Annotated in this window: 14 protein-coding genes; 5 read left to right on the top strand and 9 right to left on the bottom strand. The window is 61.6% G+C overall.

The window, feature by feature from the left end:
• Window positions 1-10: 10 nt before the first annotated feature.
• From QCL65_RS23615 to glnE, 8 genes are all read right to left on the bottom strand, one after another.
• Window positions 11-1,462, bottom strand: a complete 1,452-nt coding sequence (locus QCL65_RS23615) for a lipopolysaccharide kinase InaA family protein (RefSeq protein ID WP_407313181.1) — start codon at window positions 1,460-1,462, stop codon at window positions 11-13.
• The gene (locus QCL65_RS23620; RefSeq protein ID WP_407313184.1) at window positions 1,462-2,214 is read right to left on the bottom strand and encodes a lipopolysaccharide kinase InaA family protein; all 753 of its coding nucleotides are present in this window, start codon (window positions 2,212-2,214) and stop codon (window positions 1,462-1,464) included. Before QCL65_RS23620 ends, QCL65_RS23615 begins: the two co-directional genes overlap by 1 nt.
• The gene (locus tag QCL65_RS23625) at window positions 2,211-2,945 is read right to left on the bottom strand and encodes a lipopolysaccharide kinase InaA family protein (protein WP_407313186.1); all 735 of its coding nucleotides are present in this window, start codon (window positions 2,943-2,945) and stop codon (window positions 2,211-2,213) included. The genes QCL65_RS23620 and QCL65_RS23625 overlap by 4 nt, the downstream gene beginning before the upstream one ends.
• Window positions 2,945-3,751 carry a lipopolysaccharide core heptose(I) kinase RfaP gene (gene rfaP, locus QCL65_RS23630; RefSeq protein WP_407313188.1) on the bottom strand — a complete coding sequence of 269 codons (807 nt, stop codon included), beginning with the start codon at window positions 3,749-3,751 and terminating at the stop codon, window positions 2,945-2,947. The genes QCL65_RS23625 and rfaP overlap by 1 nt, the downstream gene beginning before the upstream one ends.
• Window positions 3,748-4,872: a glycosyltransferase family 4 protein gene (locus tag QCL65_RS23635; RefSeq protein WP_407313190.1), complete on the bottom strand. Its 1,125-nt coding sequence runs from the start codon at window positions 4,870-4,872 to the stop codon at window positions 3,748-3,750. Before QCL65_RS23635 ends, rfaP begins: the two co-directional genes overlap by 4 nt.
• Window positions 4,872-5,933 (bottom strand): lipopolysaccharide heptosyltransferase I, encoded by a 1,062-nt coding sequence (waaC, locus tag QCL65_RS23640; protein ID WP_407316995.1) that lies wholly within the window; start codon window positions 5,931-5,933, stop codon window positions 4,872-4,874. The genes QCL65_RS23635 and waaC overlap by 1 nt, the downstream gene beginning before the upstream one ends.
• 1 nt (window position 5,934) lies before the next feature.
• Window positions 5,935-6,966 (bottom strand): lipopolysaccharide heptosyltransferase II, encoded by a 1,032-nt coding sequence (gene waaF, locus QCL65_RS23645; protein WP_407313192.1) that lies wholly within the window; start codon window positions 6,964-6,966, stop codon window positions 5,935-5,937.
• A 63-nt stretch (window positions 6,967-7,029) separates the two neighbouring features.
• Window positions 7,030-9,969, bottom strand: a complete 2,940-nt coding sequence (gene glnE / locus QCL65_RS23650) for a bifunctional [glutamate--ammonia ligase]-adenylyl-L-tyrosine phosphorylase/[glutamate--ammonia-ligase] adenylyltransferase (protein WP_407313194.1) — start codon at window positions 9,967-9,969, stop codon at window positions 7,030-7,032.
• A gap of 383 nt (window positions 9,970-10,352) precedes the next feature.
• On the opposite strand from glnE, the gene aceE reads away from it, so the two are divergent.
• The 5 genes from aceE to msrA all read left to right on the top strand — a co-directional run bounded on the left by aceE (window position 10,353) and on the right by msrA (window position 20,178).
• Window positions 10,353-12,998: a pyruvate dehydrogenase (acetyl-transferring), homodimeric type gene (gene aceE / locus QCL65_RS23655; protein ID WP_407313196.1), complete on the top strand. Its 2,646-nt coding sequence runs from the start codon at window positions 10,353-10,355 to the stop codon at window positions 12,996-12,998.
• An 11-nt stretch (window positions 12,999-13,009) separates the two neighbouring features.
• Window positions 13,010-14,977, top strand: a complete 1,968-nt coding sequence (aceF, locus tag QCL65_RS23660; RefSeq protein WP_407313198.1) for a dihydrolipoyllysine-residue acetyltransferase — start codon at window positions 13,010-13,012, stop codon at window positions 14,975-14,977.
• 201 nt (window positions 14,978-15,178) lie between these two features.
• Window positions 15,179-16,558, top strand: coding sequence for an alkaline phosphatase D family protein (locus QCL65_RS23665; protein WP_407313200.1), 1,380 nt, complete (start codon window positions 15,179-15,181; stop codon window positions 16,556-16,558).
• Window positions 16,559-16,757: 199 nt separating this feature from the next.
• On the top strand, window positions 16,758-19,445 hold the full coding sequence (locus QCL65_RS23670; RefSeq protein ID WP_407313202.1) for an EAL domain-containing protein: 2,688 nt from the start codon (window positions 16,758-16,760) through the stop codon (window positions 19,443-19,445).
• An 85-nt stretch (window positions 19,446-19,530) separates the two neighbouring features.
• Window positions 19,531-20,178 (top strand): peptide-methionine (S)-S-oxide reductase MsrA, encoded by a 648-nt coding sequence (gene msrA / locus QCL65_RS23675; RefSeq protein ID WP_407313204.1) that lies wholly within the window; start codon window positions 19,531-19,533, stop codon window positions 20,176-20,178.
• Between the two features lie 35 nt (window positions 20,179-20,213).
• Here msrA and QCL65_RS23680 read toward each other — a convergent pair whose 3' ends face one another.
• The gene (locus QCL65_RS23680) at window positions 20,214-21,050 is read right to left on the bottom strand and encodes a 23S rRNA (adenine(2030)-N(6))-methyltransferase RlmJ (protein WP_407313207.1); all 837 of its coding nucleotides are present in this window, start codon (window positions 21,048-21,050) and stop codon (window positions 20,214-20,216) included.
• Between the last annotated feature and the right edge of the window lie 45 nt (window positions 21,051-21,095).

The following is a 21,095-nucleotide window of genomic DNA, read 5'->3' on the forward strand; positions in this document are numbered from 1 at the left end:
TCTCGCGTAACTAATCCTCAAGCCCGGGCAGATGAGGCAGGCGCTCGGCCAACAGCGCGCGCAACGCGCTCTCGGGCGGCCAGTTGCGCAGCAAGCGCGCGCGGTCGCGGCCGAAGGCTGCGGCAAAGCCGCTCTGGTTATCGTGCTGGCACATGGCGTCTAGATCGATCAGCGCCCAGCGGCCGTTGTGCCAGAACAGGTTATTGCCTTTGAGGTCGCCGTGGCTGATGCGCTCGCGAATGAGGTCGCCGAACAGTTGCTCCAGGGCCTGGAGCTGCGCAGCAGGAACATCACCGCTGGCCACGTGAGGGGCAAAACAGGTGATCAGGTCGGGCCCAGGCAAATGCTCGGTGACAAGATACGACGTACGTCGCATCCACAAAAAACGCTTTTCCAGCACCGCCAGAGGCGTGGCCGTGGCCATACCCAGAAACAGCAGCCGGTTACCCTCGACCCAAGAGTGCCAGGCACGGCTCGGCCGCCAGAAACGCTTGAAGGCGTGCAGCAGGCTTTTGATGTTGTAGCGCTTGATGAGTAAATCTCGCCCTGCGACCTGCACCACGCCGACCGTCGCCGAGTGCCCATCTTTCAACAATGGCCCGCGGGCTAGCTGGGCATCGGCCATTGCGAAAAGGGCTGGCATTGCCAAGTGTTCTTCACGCCGGCTGGCGCTGAGCCCAAAGGGCCCAGCTTCGACATGAAACAAGGTGCACTCACGGCCAACCTTGGCCATGTAGTCTTTCATCCGCCAGGCCCTGACCTTGTCGATCTGCGTCTGCAAGGCTTCCATGGGCAGGCCGTGCTCGCCGTTGGCCAGCAGGTAATGCACGAGCAGTTCTTCCGTGAAGGGCTCCAAGGCTTTGGGAAGTTGCGCAAACAGCACGCCCAGGTTCTGCAACACCCGGGCGCGGGACAACGGTTGACCCGGTGTTTCAGCGCGGATCCCTGCCCCGTCAATCAAAAACAGTTGGCCCTGATGCCGCAGCAGATTGTCCAAATGCAGGTCGTCCTGCCATAAGCCTTTGCTATGCATGGTGGCCACGGCCGTCAGCGCCTCAGCCAGTACGGCTTGTTGCTCATCTGCCAACACGGGCAGGCCCTGCACTGCCTGCCAGGCCTCGCCCAGGCTCTGCGCACCTTCGAGAAATTCAAACAGCAGCCAGCCGCCCTCGCCGTTCTCTAGACCCTGCGCCAACAACGTGGGGGTCGCCAAGCCCTGAGCGGCCAGCAAGCCCACACCGTCGCGCTCGCGCTGAAAGTGCACCGCCGCCTTAGGCCCCACCAGCAACTTGGCCAATACCGCACGCCCGCGCCAAACCGCCGCGCCCACATAGCGCTGGCCAGGCAGCACCCGCAGCAGGCTGAGCAGTTGCAAATCTGCCGGGCCCGCAGCGTCGCTAAGCGTCACTACCAGCGGCAGGGCCGGCGTTCGCCCGGCGGCCTTGAGTTCCGACAAGCGCATCAGCGCGACTCCTTGTGGGTACGCCGGCGCAACAGGCGGCTCAGCCAACGCTCGACCACCGGGCTTTCCTGCGACTTCTGTAGGTAGGTGGCCAGCATTACCCGCACGTCGGATTCGCTCCAGGCGCCAGCGCGACGCAGCAATGGCTCGAGGTCTTTGATTTTATCGCGCTGACCAAACACAACAGGCCTGGTTTTTTCCAAGTCGATCAATTGCGCTTGCCAAGTATCACTGCGCTCGCGCAAGAAAATATGCTTGGGGTAAAAACAGCCATGTACCTGGCCTGCGCGGTGGAGTGTGCGCGCCAACTGGCCGCAGGCCACCACGATGGCCCAGTGCTGTTTGTCTGAAAGCTTGGGCCACTGCTGCAGCAGTGAGTCCAGGTCCGTCCAGCCGTCCAGCGCTCGGGTCATCAACAGCGCCTGCCATTGCCCAGGAATACGGCGCTGGCCGTAATAAACGGCATCCAACGACGGAATGCCCAGTTCGTGATAACGGCGGATGTTACGGAATTCACGGCCGAAGGTGGGCTCACCGAACGGCCGATGCAAGGTATGGGTCAGGTAGTTGCTTTGGCGTTTCAGGTAAAAGCCTTTGCCTTCCAGTTCCAAGCGAAACACGCTGCTCCAGCCACCGCGCGCTGTGTTCGGCTCATCTACGGCGTCAAGCTGCAGCCCCCACAAGTCCTCGAAGCTACCTAAACCGTGGCGCTCTAACAGGGCTTGGTCATTGCTGGCGATGAAATCGCTCATTCGCGTCCCTCGAAAAACGTGACGATATGACGGACGCGACGCTTGTCGGCCTCGTTGAGCCGCGCGCGCTGGCGGTACTGCAGATAAAAGCGCAAACGCTGGGTGGCCGAGAGGTGATATTTCGCGACTTTGTCCAGGCAAGCGAGGTCTTTGGTGATCCGGTAGCGCAACAGGAAGCCCCACCAAAAAGCCCCGTTTGGACAGTCGATGAAGTACAGCACCCCGGCATCGTCCACTAGCAAATTACGCCATTTAAGGTCGTTATGGGCGAAGTGGTTATCGTGCAGCGCGCGGGTGGACCGTGCCAATTGGCGGCTGATGGAGTCGACCCAGGCGCGATCGGCCAAACGGGGGTCGCCCGCCGCAGCCAAAGCCGCGAGGTCTTCGGTACGAGGCAACTCCCGGGTAATCAACGCACCTCGGTAATAACTGGCGCCGTGGCGCTCCAGGCCCCAACCGACCACCTCTGCCGTGGGAATCCCCCACTTGGCAAAACGCTTGAGGTTTTGCCACTCGGATTTAACCCGCGGCCGCCCCATGTAACGCCGCAGCCCTTTGCCCGCGCCGACGTAACGTTTGACGTAGTAATTCACGCCTTCGCGCTGCACGCGGACCACTTCAGACAGCGGATCCCGGGTCAACGGTTCCCCCTCAAGGGCAAACACAGCCTCAAGGCTGCCAAAGTCCGCAGCCAAATGGGCATAGTCAGCTTCTAGCGTCCAACCCGCCATCAGAGCGCGCCTCCGTAACGAAGTTTACGGTCGTAAAGCTTGTCCGCTTTGCTCTGAAGAAGTGCCAACAGCGCGGCATGTTGGCCGAGCACCTGGCGTAAGGGCAGCTGAAAATAAACGCGCAGAAAACGCAGTTTGTCGCGCGAGGTCAGGCCAATATCGAACGTCGAGAAGTACAACGCCGCCAGGTCCTTGTCACGCCAGCGCCGAGGGATGTGCGTACGGGTTTGCGCGCGATGCAGGTCGATCACCGACAAGCGAAAATGCTCAGGCGTTACCGGCTGGTCGGTGTGCAGGAGGAAATGGCAGATATAACAGTCACGGTGGTTGACCCCCGCACGGTGCATCATCCCGGTCATGCGCGCCACTTCGGCGATCAGCGCATGCTTGAGCCGGGGCGGCGGCGGGCGTTGGCGCCAATCCATGCTGAAGTCTTCCAGGCTGACGGTGGGCGCCAGCTCCTGGGTCACGATGAACGAATGTTGCGCGGCCGGGTTGCTGCCCCGCTCGCCGTAGGCCACCGCCGTCATGGTGGGCACACCGACTTCATGCAAGCGTTGGATCGCCCGCCATTCCTGGCCGGCGCCAAGCACCGGCAACTTGGCCGAAAAGAGGTTCTTGAACACCTCGCCCCAACCAATGCCACGGTGGATTTTGACGAAATAGCCAGCCCCCTCGACCTCGGTGCGCAGGGTACGTCGGCCTTCGAGCTCGCGATAGACCTCGCCTTGCAGGGCCTCGACCGCCTCGAACGGGTCCCGTTGGGCCCAGAGGCGTTTAAAGGGTTCGGCTAGCATCAATTTCATGAGTGCCCCTGGGCCACGATTACATCGGCAGCGTGCTGCGGCATGCTGTAAAGGTCAGCGTTGTCGGCATACGCCAGCGCGTTTTGCGCCCACTGAGCGCGGGCCGAATCGTCTTCGAGCATGCGCTGCAGGTAACGGTTGAGCTGCTCCTGCGCGAAAGGCTCATCCAACACCAGACCTGCCTCGGCGTCGACAATGTAATGGGCGTAACCGCAGACTCCCGAAACCAGCACGGGCAGCCCCGCGACCAAGGCTTCGAGCAACACGGTACCGGTGTTTTCGTTGTAGGCGGGGTGGATCAATATGTCGGCCCCCAGCAGGAAGCGCGGAACGTCACTGCGCCCTTTGAGAAACTGCACGCGATCAGTCAGGCCCAATGTGGCGGCCTGTAACTGGAAGACCTTAGGGTCGTCCTGGCCGATGATCATCATCCTGACCCGCTTACGCAACGGGCCAGGCAGTGCGGCCAGGGCTTTCAAAGAGCGGTCGACGCCTTTGGTCTTGAACCCGGAGCCGATCTGCACCACCAGCAGCTCATTGTCCTCAAGCATGAATTCGCCGCGAAACTGCGCGCGAATTTCCGCCGCGTTGGCCGGCGCCCGGCGGTCTTGGGCGATGCCCGGCGGCAGCAGGTGGAAGCGCTCCAGGGGCGTTGCGTAGTGCTTGATGAACAGTGGCTGCTGCACCTCGGAAATCATCAGGATTTCGGTCTTGGCCTCGGGGGCGAACACCGCGCGCTCGTAATCGGCGAAGTGCTTGTAGCGCCCCCACAGCCGGTACAGCCCGTTGCGCAAGGTTTGCGCTTTGTCCTCGAAACAGCCGTCGGCGGCGTAGTAGACATCCAGCCCCGGCATTTTATTGAAACCGACCACCCGGTCGACCGGGCGCTTGGCCAGGTCGGCCTGCAGCCAGGCCAGCAACTTCTCGTTGCGCCGGTGGTTGAACAGCGCCTTGACAGGGGCGACACACACCTCGAAACCAGGCGGGACATCGCCCTCCCAGATCAAGGTATAGACGCGAATGGTATGCCCACGTTGCTGGCACTCCAGCGCGATGCGCATAAAGTCGCGTTGCAGGCCGCCAAATGGGAAGTATTTGTACAGCACAAATGCCAGTTGCATCAGCGAAGATCCTCGGCCAGTAACATTGCGCTCAGTCGGCTCGCCACACGCTCGGGGTTCAACCGGGTGAAGCACAATGGCCACTCGCGTTTCAGATCGAACCGGGCCTGGTCTTCAGGCGTCGGTTGATAGGTGCATTTTTTTTGCAGGCACGGCGCACACGGGAAGTCGCTGCCCAGGTGTTCCTGGCCTTTGCCGTAGGCCCCGGTAAGGCCTGGGTTGGTGGCCCCGAACAGCGACACGGTAGGTACATCCAGCGCCGCCGCCAGGTGGCCAAGGCCGGTATCGACCGCCACGCAGGCCTTGGCCTCGGCCAGTATCGCCGCGACCCCAGCCAGGTTCAATTTGGGCAGTATGTGGACATTTTTCAAGCCAGTGGCGATGCGTTGCGCGCGGGCCTGCTCGGCCGGGTTGCCCCAGGGCAAGCGCACTTCGATGCGCGCCAAGGCCAGACGCTCGGCCAGCTCGCGCCAATAGTGCTCGGGCCAATGCTTGGTATCCCAGGTGGTGCCGTGCAAGAACACCACGTAGGCCGGCGCCGGGAGCTGCGACGGCCACTGCTCACGGCGCAAACCATAGTCTCCCATGGCATTGGGCAAGTCATAACCCAAGGCCATGGCGAACAGTTGGCGCAGCCGCTCCACTGCATGTTGGCCACGGGCCACTGCCAGGCGCCGGTCGTAAAAACGGCTCGCCAGCGGCTCGCGAACGGAGTCGCGGTCCAGCCCGGCCACCGGCGCTTTCACGTAGCGGGTCAGCCAGGCACTTTTCAACAGGCCCTGGGCATCGATCACCAGGTCGTAACGGGTCTCGCGCAGGCGCTGCTTGAAGCGCCGCCATTCGCCACTTTTGAAGGTCTGCCAGAGGTTCTTGCGCCAGCGCCTGATCGCCACCGGCAGCACTTGATCAACGGCCGGGTGCCAGGTCGGAATTTCCCTAAAGCCTTCTTCCACTACCCAGTCAAAACGAATCCCGGGGATGGCCCGCGCCGCGTCGGTGAGCGCTGGCAGCGTATGGATAACATCGCCCAGGGAAGAGGTCTTGATCACCAGTACGCGCAACTCAGTCGACCCCAATCGGCGTGTCGAGTTGCTGCAACGCATCGAACACGCGTTTAGGCTCCAGCTGACGCAAGCAATTGTAGTGGCCGAAACGGCACGTGCGCTCGAAGCAGGGGCTGCACTCAAGGCCCAGGCGGACCACCTCGACCTGGTCGGCCAAGGGCGGAGTGAACCCCGGCGAAGTCGAGCCATAGACGGCCACCAGAGGCCGATTCAACGCGGCAGCCACGTGCATGAGCCCCGAATCGTTAGACACCACCGCATCGGCGCACGACAGCAAATCGATAGCTTGGGCCAGCGAGGTCTCGCCACACAGGTTGAACGACTCTTCCCGCAACCCAGGGATCAAGCGCCCGCGAATCGCCTCGCCCACCGGGTGGTCTTTTTTCGAGCCGAACAGCCACACTTGCCAGCCTTCGCGAATACGCAGCTCGGCCACCTCGGCATAGTGCTCGGAGGGCCAACGCTTGGACTCGCCGAACTCGGCGCCAGGGCACAACGCCAAGACCGGGCGGTCCAGCGCCAGGCCAAACTGGGCCAAGGCCTGGGCGCGGCTTTGCTCCTCGATACGCAGACGCGGCTGCGGGTAGGGTTGCGGCAACTCAGCACCCGGCGCATAGGCCAGCGCCATGAAGCGCTCGATCATCAGGGGGTAACGTTGCTTGTCGAGCACGCGCACGTCATTAAGCAAGCCGTAACGAAACTCCCCGCGCCAACCCGTGCGTTGCGGCACGTCGGCGAAGAAGGGGACCAGTGCCGATTTCAATGAGTTGGGCAGCAGGATCGCTTGATCGTACTGGCCCTTCAGGCCTTTGCCGATGCGCCGGCGGGTGGCCAGCTCGAAGGCGCCATGGCCCAATGGAAAACTCAGGGCCTGACGCACCTGGGGCATGCGCTCCAGCAGTGGCCGGCTCCACTCGGGCGCCAGCACATCGATGACGCAGCCGGGGTGGCGCTGTTGCAGGCACTCGAAGAGTGTCTGCGCCATTACCATGTCACCGACCCAACTGGGCCCAATGATCAGAATTCTCATAGTCTTCCAGAACAATCCATCGAATACCGCGATGACCCGTCGCAAGGGGCCGATTCAGGGCCGTTAACTCAACCCTAACTGCACCCAGATTCGCCTGACGGCCTGCCGCTCAAGCATGAACTGATCGCCGGCGATCACCCCGGCCTGCTTTTGCAAGGCCTGGCGGTGCGCCGCAGAACGGTAGGCTTTGTAAGCTTCACGCAGCACCCCGGCATCCTCAGCGGACATCAGACCAGCCTGCTCCAGGCCTTCCAGGATGCGGATGTTGTCGGTGTAACGCAGTAAAGCCGGGTACTCCCCGGACCACGCCAGGGCCGCGTATTGCACCATAAATTCAATATCGACGATACCTCCGGCATCCTGCTTGAGGTCAAACGAGGCCTGCGGATCGAACGCATTTGCCGCGGTCCCGGCCGCTGTGGCGCGGGTTCCGAGGTTATCGCGCATCTTGCCGCGCATTTCGCTGACCTCCGCGCGCAGGCGCTGCAGGTCGCGCTCGCGGGACAACACTTGGGCGCGGACCGCCTCGAAACCGGCACTCACCAATGGGCAGCCGACCAACACCCTGGCGCGCACCAGCGCTTGATGCTCCCAGGTCCAGGCTTCGTTTGCCTGGTAGCGGGAAAACGCCGCCAGGGTGCTGACCAGCAGCCCCGACGCGCCGGACGGGCGCAAGCGCATGTCCACTTCGTAGAGTTGCCCCGAGTTGGTCTGGGCGGTCAGCAAGTGAATGATGCGCTGCCCCAGGCGGGTGAAAAACTGCGCGCTGTCGATCGGCTTGGGGCCATCGGTTTCCACGTCGGCGGCGCCGTCATGGATAAACACCAGGTCCAGGTCGGAACCATGGCCCAGCTCGATACCGCCCACCTTGCCATACCCCACAATGATGAACCCGGGGTCACAGCGCTTGCCATTGCTCCCCTCGGGCACCCCATGCCGGGCGACCATCTGGCGCCAGGCGAGCGCCAGTACCTGCTGCAGAATGGCCTCGGCCAGCCAGGTCAGGTAGTCGCTGACTTTCATCAGAGGCAGGCTGCCGTTGATCTCTGAAGCCGCCACCCGCAAGTTGTGCGCCAGCTTGAAATGGCGCAAAGCTTCCATCTGCTGTTCGAGGTCGTCTTCGGGAATACGCAGCAGCCGCTCTTGCAGTTCGGCGGTCAACTCCGGCGCCAGCGGCGGGTTGAACAGCCGCCCTTCGTTGAGCAGTTCATCCAGCAACAGCGGGAAGCGGGTGATTTGCTCGGCAATCCAGGGGCTAGCGGCGCACAAGGTCAACAGGCGGCGCAAGGCGTCGGGGTTTTCCGTGAGCAGTACCAAATACGCCGAGCGCCGGGCCACGGCCTCGACCAACGGCAGCACACGCTCGAGCACCAGGTCCGGGTCGGCGTGCTCCACCGCTTGCGCCAGCAGCCTGGGTATAAAGGCGTCCAGGCGCTCGCGGCCAAGGCGCTGCATGGCGCGCAACGCGGAACTTGCGCGTAAGTCGGCCAACAGCTTGAGGGCCCTGGGCGCATCGGCAAAGCCTGCCTCTTGCAACTGGCGGCAGGCCGCCTCTTCGTTTTGCTCTTCATCACACAGCGGCAACCATTCGCCGCCGACGCACACGGCACTGGCCTCCCCTGACTCGTCGTCAGGGTCGGCGATCACTTGGGCGAAATGCCAGGCAATGCGCTCGCGCCACTGCATAAGCTGCTGGTGGAACGCCACCCAATCGGGAAAACCCAGCATAAAGGCGATGCGTGCCCGGTCCAGCGGGTCGTCGGGGAGCATCTGCGTCTGGCGATCAGCCAACGCCTGGATCGCATGCTCGGTATAGCGCAGGAACGCATAGCCATCGCGTAACTCGCTGACCACCGCGCCGGGCAAGTAGCCCTGCCCCTCCAGGGTGGCGAGCACCGCAAACAGCGACCGCTGTTGCAGGCTCAGGTCGCGCCCGCCATGGATCAGCTGAAATGCCTGAGCAATGAACTCGACCTCACGGATGCCCCCGGAGCCGAGCTTGATGTTCTCGGCCATGCCCTTGCGGCGGACTTCCTGCTGGATCAGCAACTTCATGCTGCGCAGGGCTTCGATGGCGGAAAAGTCCAGGTAGCGCCGGTAGACGAACGGCCTGAGCATGCCCAGCAGCGCATCGCCCGCGCCCTGATCGCCGGCAACCACCCGCGCCTTGATCATGGCATAGCGCTCCCAGTCGCGCCCTTGGTCCTGGTAATACTGTTCCAGCGCATTGAAGCTCAAAACCAACGCCCCCGCTGACCCATAGGGGCGCAGGCGCATGTCGACGCGAAACACAAAACCGTCCACGGTGATCGGGTCCAGCGCCTTGATCAGGCGCTGGCCGAGGCGGATGAAAAACGCCTGGTTATCCAGCGGCCGTTTGACCCCGGTGGTTTCGCCACCCTCGGGGTACGCGAAGATCAGGTCGATGTCCGAAGACAGGTTCAGTTCCATCGCGCCCAGCTTGCCCATGCCTAACACAACCATCTGCTGCGGCTCACCGCTGTGCTGGCCGATGGGCGTACCCAACTGCTGGCAATGCCGGGGGTAAAGCCAACGGTAGGCCTGGTCGATACTGGCGTCGGCCATGTCGGAGAGGTCGCGGCAGGTTTCGATCAAATCGGCCAGGCGCGCCAGGTCACGCCAGATGATGCGCACCTGCTGGCGGGTGCGCTGGCGCCGCAACTGGTGGCCAAGTTCGTCCTCGGTCTGGGCAGCGCCGGCAGCCTGGGCGATTTGCGCACACAGCTCCCCCGCCAGGAAAGGCCGGTCGAGCTCGCCGCTGGCGACCAGGTCGAGCAGCATCGATGGATCCTGCAAACTTTGTTGCAATACGAAATCGCTGGCGGCGCAGACCCGATCGAACTGCCCCCAACGCGGCGCGTCCCAACAGGCTAAGCGCGCCTGCTGCTGCGCCTGGGCCACAGCGTTCTGCCATGAATCCCGATGGCGGGGGACCAACGGTTCGAGCGTCGGGGGTAAATCGACCAGCGCAGGGCGGTTCATGGTCTATCCTTGAGCGGCATACAGGCGGCGGCTGATAGGTACGATGAAAGGCGGCGAGACGGTTGGACTGTCATACAAAAGTTATAAATAGCTAAAAAAATGTAATTATTGGCAGTTATCATCGCGAAAAAGCCTTTCAGTAATGTTTTTCAACCCATGGTACCGATCTATGCCACAAGCCATCGGGGGGTAGCCCCCCCTCAACCCGTCGGTTTACCACCGCGCCCTTTTTGCAAAAACATGAAATGGTCAATGATTTGTAGTAAAACTACACGCCGCCGGTAGATCCCACCGGTAATCCAAGAATTCAATACCGTCTGCCCACAAGGCCAGTCGCAAACTCAGGCTTCGATTCTGGAAGCCTTTCCGCCCTGGAGCAAGCCATGCAAGACCTCGATCCCGTCGAAACCCAGGAATGGCTGGACGCCCTGGAGTCGGTTCTCGACAAAGAAGGCGAAGACCGCGCTCACTACCTGATGACCCGTATGGGCGAACTGGCCACCCGTAGTGGCTCAAAGCTTCCTTACGCCATCAATACGCCGTATCGGAACACCATCCCGGTCGGCCACGAAGCACGCATGCCTGGCGACCTGTTCATGGAACGCCGCATTCGCTCGTTGGTTCGCTGGAACGCACTGGCCATGGTCGTGCGTACCAACCTGAAGGACTCCGACCTGGGCGGCCATATCTCCAGCTTCGCCTCCAGTGCGACCTTGTATGACATCGGCTTCAACTACTTCTTCCAGGCCCCGACTGAAGAGCACGGCGGCGACCTGATCTACTTCCAGGGCCATGCCTCGCCCGGCGTCTACGCCCGCGCCTTCATGGAAGGCCGGATCAGCGAAGAGCAAATGAATAACTTCCGCCAGGAAGTCGATGGCAAAGGCTTGTCGTCGTACCCGCACCCTTGGCTGATGCCTGACTTCTGGCAGTTCCCGACCGTTTCCATGGGTCTGGGCCCGATCCAGGCGATCTACCAGGCGCGCTTCATGAAGTACATGGAGAGCCGCGGTTATATCCCTGCCGGCAAGCAAAAAATCTGGTGTTTCATGGGCGACGGCGAGTGCGACGAGCCGGAATCCCTGGGCGCGATCTCCCTGGCTGGCCGCGAGAAACTGGACAACCTGATCTTCGTCATTAACTGCAACCTGCAGCGCCTCGACGGCCCGGTGCGCGGTAATGCCAAGATCATCCAGGAACTCGAAGGCGTGTTCCGTGGCGGCGGCTGGAACGTCAACAAAGTCGTCTGGGGCCGCTTCTGGGACCCACTGCTGGCCAAAGACGTCGACGGTATCCTGCAACGTCGTATGGACGAAGTCATCGACGGCGAGTACCAGAACTACAAAGCCAAAGACGGCGCTTTCGTACGCGAGCACTTCTTCAACTCGCCAGAACTCAAGGCCATGGTCGCCGACCTGTCCGACGACGAGATCTGGAAGCTCAACCGCGGTGGCCACGACCCATACAAGGTCTATGCGGCCTACCATCAGGCGGTCAACCACAAAGAGCAGCCGACGGTCATCCTGGCCAAGACCATCAAGGGTTACGGCACCGGTGCTGGCGAAGCCAAGAACACCGCGCACAACACCAAGAAGGTCGACGTCGACAGCCTGCGCAAATTCCGCGACCGCTTCGACATCCCGGTCAAAGACCAAGACCTCGAAAGCCTGCCGTTCTTCAAGCCTGAAGAAGGCAGCGCCGAAGCACGCTACCTGAGCGAGCGCCGCGCCGCCCTGGGTGGTTTCGTGCCGCAGCGTCGGGCCAAGAGCTTTAGCATCCCGACCCCGCCACTGGAGACCCTCAAAGCGATCCTCGACGGCTCGGGCGACCGCGAAATCTCCACGACCATGGCGTTCGTGCGGATCCTCTCGCAACTGGTCAAAGACAAAGAAATCGGCCAACGCATCGTCCCGATCATCCCGGACGAAGCGCGTACCTTCGGTATGGAAGGCATGTTCCGCCAACTGGGCATCTACTCGTCGGTCGGCCAGCTCTACGAGCCGGTCGATAAAGACCAAGTGATGTTCTACCGCGAAGACAAAAAGGGCCAGATCCTCGAAGAAGGCATCAACGAAGCTGGCGCCATGTCCTCGTTCATCGCGGCCGGTACCTCGTACAGCAACCACAACCAGCCGATGCTGCCGTTCTACATCTTCTACTCGATGTTCGGCTTCCAGCGTATCGGCGATTTGGCCTGGGCCGCTGGCGACAGCCGCACCCGTGGTTTCCTGATCGGCGGCACCGCCGGGCGTACGACCCTCAACGGCGAAGGTCTGCAGCACGAAGACGGTCACAGCCACCTGCTGGCAGCGACCATCCCGAACTGCCGCACCTATGATCCAACCTACGGCTATGAGCTGGCGGTGATCATCCAGGACGGCATGCGCAAGATGACCGAGCTGCAGGAAGACGTTTTCTACTACATCACCGTGATGAACGAAGCCTACACCCAGCCTGCCCTGCCGGCCGGCGCCGAGGAAGGCATCATCAAGGGCATGTACCTGCTCGAAGAAGACACCAAGGAAGCGTCGCACCACGTCCAGTTGCTCGGCTCCGGTACGATTCTGCGTGAAGTGCGCGAAGCCGCGAAGATCCTGCGCGAGCAGTTCAACATCGGCTCCGACGTATGGAGCGTGACCAGCTTCAACGAACTGCGCCGCGACGGCCTGGCCGTAGAGCGCAGCAACCGTCTGCACCCGGGCCAGAAGCCTGAGCAAAGCTATGTCGAGCAGTGCCTCGCCGGCCGTAAAGGCCCGGTGATCGCGTCTACCGACTACATGAAGCTGTTCGCCGAGCAGATCCGCCAGTGGGTTCCAAGCAAGGAATTCAAAGTCCTGGGCACCGATGGCTTCGGTCGCAGCGACAGCCGCCGCAAGCTGCGTCAATTCTTTGAAGTCGACCGCCACTTCGTGGTCTTGGCTGCCCTGGAAGCGTTGGCCGACCGTGGCGATATCGAACCTAAAGTGGTGGCTGAGGCCATTGCCAAGTTCGGCATCGACCCCGAGAAACGCAACCCACTGGACTGCTGAGGAGAATTTTTGTGAGCGAACTTATTCGCGTACCTGACATCGGCAGCGGTGAAGGGGAAGTCATTGAAGTGCTGGTCAAGGTTGGCGACCGCATCGAGGCTGAACAGAGCCTGGTGACGTTGGAGTCAGACAAAGCCAGCATGGAGATTCCAGCCCCCAAGGCTGGCGTCGTCAAAAGCATCAAGGTCAAGCTGGGCGACCGCCTGAAAGAAGGCGACGACGTGCTGGAACTGGAAGTCGAGGGTGCCGCCGAGGCACCAGCGGCGCCTGCCCCGGCCGCTGAACCCAAGCTGGAAGAGAAAGCCGAGGCCGCGCCCGCCGCAGCCCCGGCTGCAGCTCCTGCTGCGGCAGCGTCGAGCCAGGACATCCATGTGCCGGACATCGGCTCGTCGGGCAAAGCGCAGATCATCGAGATTTCGGTGAAGGTGGGCGACACCGTTGAGGCTGATCAGTCGCTGATCACCCTGGAGTCCGACAAAGCCAGCATGGAGATCCCCTCTCCCGCCGCCGGCGTGGTGGAAAGCATCAGCGTTAGCCTGAACGACGAAGTCGGCACCGGCGATCTGATCCTCAAGCTGACCGTGCAAGGCGCCGCCCCAGCCCAGGCCCCAGCCCAGGCCGCAGCGCCAGCAGCGCCAGCCGCCGCTGAACCTGCCAAAGCCGAAAGCCCAGCCCCAGCGGCTGCACCGGCTGGCGATAGCGTGCAGGACATCCATGTGCCTGATATCGGTTCGGCGGGCAAGGCCAAGATCATCGAAGTGCTGGTCAAGGCGGGCGACAAAGTCACGGCCGATCAGTCGCTGATCACCCTGGAGTCCGACAAAGCCAGTATGGAGATTCCTTCTCCTGCTGAAGGCGTGGTCGAAAGCGTTAGCGTCAAGCTGGACGACGAAGTCGGCACCGGTGACCTGATCCTCAAGCTCAAGGTGGCCGGTGCAGCCCCTGCGCCAGCCCCAGCAGCGGCCTCTACGCCCGCGCCAGCCAAAGCCGAAAGCGCAGCCCCAGCTGCGGCCGCTAAAGCCGAAGCACCAGCGGCCGCTCCTGCCGCCGCATCGGGCGCCAAGGTTCATGCCGGCCCTGCCGTGCGTCAGCTGGCCCGCGAATTCGGCGTCGAGCTGTCGGCTGTGGGCCCGACCGGTCCACACGGGCGCATCCTCAAAGAAGACGTGCAGGTTTACGTCAAGGCTATGATGCAAAAGGCCAAGGCTGCCCCGGCGGCCGCCGCCGGCGCTACGGGTGGGGCTGGCATACCGCCTATCCCGGTGGTCGATTTCAGCCGTTTCGGCGAAATCGAAGAAGTGCCCATGACCCGCTTGATGCAGGCCGGCGCCACCAACCTGCACCGCAGCTGGCTGAACGTGCCCCACGTCACCCAGTTCGACCAGGCCGACATTACCGAGCTAGAAGCCTTCCGCGTTGCGCAGAAAGCCGCTGCCGAGAAAGCCGGGGTCAAACTGACCGTACTGCCGCTGCTGCTCAAGGCCTGTGCGCACCTGCTCAAGGAGCTGCCGGACTTCAACGCGTCTCTGGCGCCGAGCGGTAAGGCGATCATCCGCAAGAAGTACGTCAACGTCGGCTTTGCCGTAGATACCCCTGATGGCCTGCTGGTACCGGTGATCAAGAACGTCGATCAGAAAAGCTTGCTGCAACTGGCTGGCGAGGCGGCGGCCCTGGCTGAAAAAGCCCGGACCAAAAAGCTCTCAGCCGACGATATGCAAGGCGCCTGCTTCACCATTTCCAGCCTGGGTCATATTGGCGGCACCGGCTTCACGCCGATCGTCAACGCGCCGGAAGTGGCGATCCTTGGGGTATCGAAAGCGACCATTCAGCCAGTCTGGGATGGTAAAGCCTTCCAGCCCAAGCTGATGCTGCCGCTGTCGTTGTCCTACGATCACCGGGTGATCAACGGGGCCGCTGCGGCGCGCTTCACCAAGCGCCTGGGCGACCTGCTGACCGATATCCGCACCATGCTGTTGTAACTGGTTTTCGAGCTGCCACGCTCGTACCTCAACCCCGCCATCATGGCGGGGTTTTTTTTGCCTGTGGCGCTGCCCACCTGAAAAACTCGGCTTGCCTACCCCTGCCTGGACCGCTACCGGACCCTGCCAGCCCCTTCGCTTCTGAATAATTCAACGCCGTGCCTTAACGGGCGCGCCCAATGAATTCGAAAGGAATCGAAGATGAAACTGCAGCCTCCAACCGTAGGCCCTATCCTCGGCCATACCACCACACAACAAGCGCGGATCATGCTGCGCGGTAACGACTGTGCGCCTCAGGCCGGCATCGCTGCCGTGCGCTACCGGCGCAAAGACCAAGCCGACTGGTCGCCCGCCCACTGCGTCGCGCTGTCGGTTGAGCACGACTTTACCGCCGTCATAGCGCTCGGCAACCTTCAGGCAGGGGCCGAGTACCAGTACCAGGCCGGCTGGTTCACCCTGGACAGCCCCGCCGCGCTGGCCGAGTTCGACCTGCGGGGTCTCGACTGGTCCGCAGAAACCTTCCGCCTACGCACCCCCAGCGGTAAGCCGGGGGCCAAGCGCAGCTACATCATTGGCTCGTGTCGCTACCTGCCGGTGGTCAAAGGCGTGGCCGTAGAGGCCAAGAAAAGCGACGCTATCTTTAAAGCCATCAACGACCAGCAAGCGCCCATCGACGCCGTGGTCATGGTGGGCGACCAGATCTATGCCGACCAAACCAACGCGGCTCTGCCGGACACTGAGCTGCACCAGTTTCTGACCAAGCATCAATTGGCTTTTGGCCAGCCCTATATCCGCGAATTACTGGCCAATAACCCGAACTATATGATCCTCGATGACCACGAAATCGAGGACAACTGGCCGGCCCGGCGCAGCGAGGCCAAAGCAGCCAAACTGGCCAATGCGTTGAAGGCGTACGAGATCTACCAAGTCAGCCACAGCCCGATCCCCAACGTGAACGGCCAAGAGGTCGAGCGCCAGGTGGATCGCTATTGGTATCAGTTTGCCGACGGTGATGTGGAATGGTTTGTCATCGACGCTCGAACCCAGCGCGACCTGCGCCCGGACAACCGCTTGATGATCGACTCTGCCCAGGAGCAAGCATTGCTGCAGTGGCTTGAAACCAGTAAGGCGCGGGTCAAGTTTGTGGTGACCTCGGTCATGCTCTACCCCGACCTCAAAAATGATCAGGACGATTCCTGGAAAGCGTTTTACGCCCAGCGCAACCGCCTGCTCGAACATATTCGCTGTAACCGCATTCGCAATGTGATTTTCGTGACGGGCGATGTACACGCCTCGATGACCTGCGAACTGCGCCATTCCAGCAGCAAGGATTTCATAGTGCACACTATCGTGTCGTCCCCCTTGCACTGCATCCCGATGCCCCACGCCAAGGAAGATGATTTCATCCTTGACCAGCCACTGACCCGGATCGGCAACGACGAGTACACGCCGAAACTGAGCAGTAGGGTAATCAACAAAGACAACTTCGCCAGGGTGACCATCGAACGCGACAACCTGAGCGTGTGTTTCTACGACCGCGAGGGCACCATTATTCAAGGCACTGACATTCAGCTCGACTGAACGCAAAATGCACGAAACAGCCGCTAGCGCAGCTTTTTCGTGCATTGAACTGAAGAAAATTCCTCTTCGGCCGACAACATACAGGCACGGGGCCACTCTATTGCTTGTCAGCCCGAGCCGCATGATGCAACCTTGCCGCACGCGCCAGTGATCCGGGTGTTTTATCGTGCGCGATCAGCACTCTTTAAGCGAGCTCTCAATGAAAAGCCAGCCCGATGCTGCCAGCCGTATGACGGCCGAGGTAGTTACGCAGTTACCCGTGCCTTCGCGGCTCGGCATGCTGCGTTTCGAGCGGCTGAACGACGCCAGCTGGGCGCTATTGTTCCTCGACCCCGCCTGCGAGCGCCAATTCGGCCTGCCCGCCGGTGAGCTCTGCGCGCTGCTGGGCTCGCCTTACGCAAGCCTGATGGAACCCGAGGCGCGCTACCGGCTGCACGATATTATTCAGGCGCAACTGGCCGAAAAATCCCATTACCGGGTGCGCTACAACGTACATACCGGCGACGGTACCGTCAGTGTAGTAGAAATGGGCGAACCCTATCGCCAGCATCATCGACAATTACTCCGCGGCTACCTGCTGGTCGATGAAGCCCTCGACACTGTCGAGCTATCAGCCGCCGAGCTGGAAGACCGCAACAGCCGCCTACAGATTGCCCTCGAACTCAACCAGAATGCCCAGCAAGAACAATTGCAGCATCTGGACCGTGTCCGCGCTCAACAAAGCCTGATCCTGAACCTGGCGCGCCAGCGCTACAGCACCAGCAACCCGCTGCTGGAGGCTGCCGAGCTGATCACACGCAATGCTTGTGACATTTACGCAATCGATTGCGCGAGCCTGTGGCGGCTTGAAGAACAGCACCTGCAGCCGGTGACCGCGTTCTACGCCGCCAGCCAAGAGCACCGCCTGCCCCAAGCGGTCGATGTCAGCCGTTACCCGGACTACCTGGCCGCCCTGCATAGCAGCCGTGCTATCGATGCCAGCAATGTCAGCGAAGACCCCCGTACCCACGAGCTGGCCGAAGGTTTCCGAGCCCGCGACATTGGCTCGATTCTCGATGCCAGTATTCGCGTTGATGGCCAAGTGGTGGGTGTGCTGTGCCTCGAACAGCACGGCGCCGCCCGCCCCTGGCAGTCCGATGAAGTCGCCTTCGCCGGCGAGCTGGCCGACCAATTCGCTCAAGTGATCAACAACCAGAACCGCCGCGCAGCCACCAGCGCGCTGCACCTGTTCCAGCGCGCCGTAGAGCAAAGCGCCAACGCGTTTTTATTGGTCAACTGCAATGGCGTGGTCGAGTACGTCAACCCCAGCTTTACCGCCATCACTCAGTACAGCACTGAGGAAGTCCACGGGCATTTGCTCGCGGAACTGCCAGCGCTGGAAAACCTCAGCGAAATTCTGTTCGACGCCCCCGGCAGCCTCGCCAACAGCAACAGTTGGCAGGGCGAATTCAAAAGCCGGCGCAAAAACCTCGAGCCCTACTGGGGGCAGTTGTCGATCTCCAAGGTCTATGGCGACAATCGCGAGCTGACCCATTACATCGGTATTTACGAAGACATCACCCAAAGCAAGCTAGCGCAACAACGCATCGAACGGCTGGCCTACACCGATAACCTGACCAGCCTGGGCAATCGCCCCGCGTTCATTCGCAACCTCGATGAAAGCTTTGCCCGCGGCAGCGACAGCCCCATCAGCCTGCTGCTGGTGGACATCGACAACTTCAAGCGCATCAACGACAGCTTGGGCCACCAGACCGGCGACAAACTGCTGGTCAGCCTGGCACGGCGCCTGCGCAACAGCTTGAACCCCAGCGGCAGCCTGGCCCGCTTCGCCAGCAACGAATTCGCCGTGTTGCTCGATGACACCGACTTGGAAGCCGGCCAACGCATCGCCGTGCAAGTGCTCAAGACCCTCGATAAACCGATGTTTGTCGACAATCAGTTGATCAACGTCACCGGCTCGGTCGGCTTGGCCTGCGCGCCACTGCATGGGCGCGATCCGCAAACCCTCATGAAGAACGCCGGCCTGGCCCTGCACAAGGCCAAAGCCAACGGCAAGCATCAGGTTCAGGTGTTTACCGAAGCCCTCAATGCCGAAGCCAGCTACAAGTTGTTCGTGGAGAACAACCTGCGCCGGGCCCTGACCCAGAACGAGTTGGAGGTTTTCTACCAGCCCAAGCTGTGCCTGCGCTCTGGTCGCCTGTTGGGCATGGAAGCGCTGCTGCGCTGGAACCATCCTGAAAGAGGCATGATTCGCCCAGACCAATTCATTAGCGTTGCCGAAGAGACGGGCCTGATCATTCCGATCGGCAAATGGGTGGCTCGCCAGGCCTGCCGGATGAGCAAGCAGCTGACCGCTTCGGGGCTGGGGCCGTTGCAAGTGGCAATCAACCTCTCGCCCAAGCAGTTTTCCGACCCCGACCTGGTATCGTCGATTGCCACCATCCTTAACGAAGAGAAACTCGCGGCACCGCTGTTGGAGCTCGAACTCACCGAAGGCCTGTTGCTGGAAGCCACCGACGACACCCACCAGCAGTTGGAACAGCTCAAAAGCCTTGGCCTGACCCTGGCGATGGATGATTTCGGCACTGGCTATTCTTCACTCAGCTACTTGAAAAAATTCCCCATCGATGTCATCAAAATCGACCGCAGCTTTATCCATGAGATCCCCGATAACCAGGACGACATGGAAATCACCTCGGCGGTGATCGCCATGGCCCACAACCTCAAGCTGGAAGTGGTCGCCGAAGGCATCGAGACGGCCGCCCAGTTGTCGTTCCTACGCCGCCAGCGTTGCGACGTCGGCCAGGGCTACCTGTTCGACCGTCCCATCCCTGGCAACGAGCTAATCGAGCGGCTGCAGCGCTACCCGCGCAGACCAGTGGCCTGACAGCCGCGCAACACTCGGGCACACTATGAGTCTATAGCTACAGGCAACGCTTTATGTTGCGCCTACCTGACGGAGGAATAGGCTGATGGTTCTGCGCTCGGAAATTCTAGTGAACAAAAACGAACTCCCTACCGCCCAGCAAGCACTGCCGGGCCGCGACACCCCTATCTCGGTGCCCAGCGAACATTTTGTCAACGGCAACCCGTTGGTCGGGCCTTTCCCGCAGGGCATGCAAACCGCTATTTTCGGTATGGGCTGCTTCTGGGGGGCGGAACGCCGTCTCTGGCAGCAACCGGGCGTGTGGAGCACGGCCGTCGGCTATGCCGGTGGCAGCACCCCGAACCCGACCTATGAAGAAACCTGCTCGGGCCTGACCGGCCATAGCGAAGTGGTGTTGGTGGTCTTCGACCCCCAGGTAACGTCCTACGAGGCGCTGCTTAAAGTGTTCTGGGAGGCGCACAACCCGACCCAGGGCATGCGCCAGGGTAACGACCGCGGCACGCAATACCGCTCGGCCATCTACTGCACCGATGAGCAGCAGCTGCATGCGGCATTGGCCAGCAAAGAGCTGTTCCAGGCCGAGCTGGACAAAGCCAACCATGGCTCGATCACCACCGAAATCGCCATGGCGCCGACCTTTTACTACGCTGAGGCGTACCACCAGCAGTACCTGGCGAAGAACCCGGAAGGCTACTGCGGCCTAGGCGGAACCGGGGTCTGCTTACCTGCCTGATAGAAGCCAGGGGCCAAGCGGGCAATCCGCCTGGCCTATTCGGCGATCAACCAGTCCAATGTCCAGCCGCCACGGGTCTGGCCCAAGGTCTGCGCCAACCACGGCAGCAGCTCACGCAACTCCTCTTCCAGACCCCACGGCGGGTTGGCGATCGCTAGCCCGGAACCGTTAAGGCTTTGCGGCGTGTCCAGCGGGTGAATCAGCAGCTCGACGCGCAGTAGCTTCGGCGCACCGCTACCGGCCAGATCCTGATAAAAGCGCTTGAGCACCCGGGGGTCTTTAATTGGGTACCAGATGGCGGCGACCGTCTGGCGCATCCGGCCGATGGTTTCTTTCAAGGCCTTGGCACACCGCTGCATCTCATCCAACTGCTCGAAGGGCGGGTCAATAAGCATTACGGCGCGTTTTTCCTGCACCGGCAGAAGCGCCCGCGGGACGAACCAGCCCTCGCCCAAATGCACGGCCACGCGCGGGTCTTTGCCCATATTTTCTTTGAGCAGACGACCGTCTTCTGGGTGCTTCTCATTGAGCAGAACGCGGTCTTGCTGGCGGACTAGGCGGCGCGCCAGTTCCGGCGAGCCAGGGTAATAGCGCAGCTCACCGTCCGGGTTCATCTTGTGCAAAATCCGCAGGTAATCGGCGGTCAGCGGCGGCAGGTCATCACGCCCCCACAGGCGCGCCACGCCCTCAAGCCATTCGCCGGTCCGGCTGGCCTGGTCGCCACGCAAGTCGTAGAGCCCAAGCCCAGCATGGGTATCCAAGTAGGCGAAAGGCTGCTCCTTGCGCGCCATTAGGGCAAGCAAGCGGGTCAGGACGATATGTTTGAACACGTCGGCGTGGTTGCCGGCATGGAAGGCGTGACGATAATTCATGGCAACTCCTGCAAGACCGCGGAGTTTAACCTGAGCAGGCCCGGC

Source organism: Pseudomonas sp. nanlin1 (assembly GCF_045571515.1).
GTDB lineage: Bacteria > Pseudomonadota > Gammaproteobacteria > Pseudomonadales > Pseudomonadaceae > Aquipseudomonas.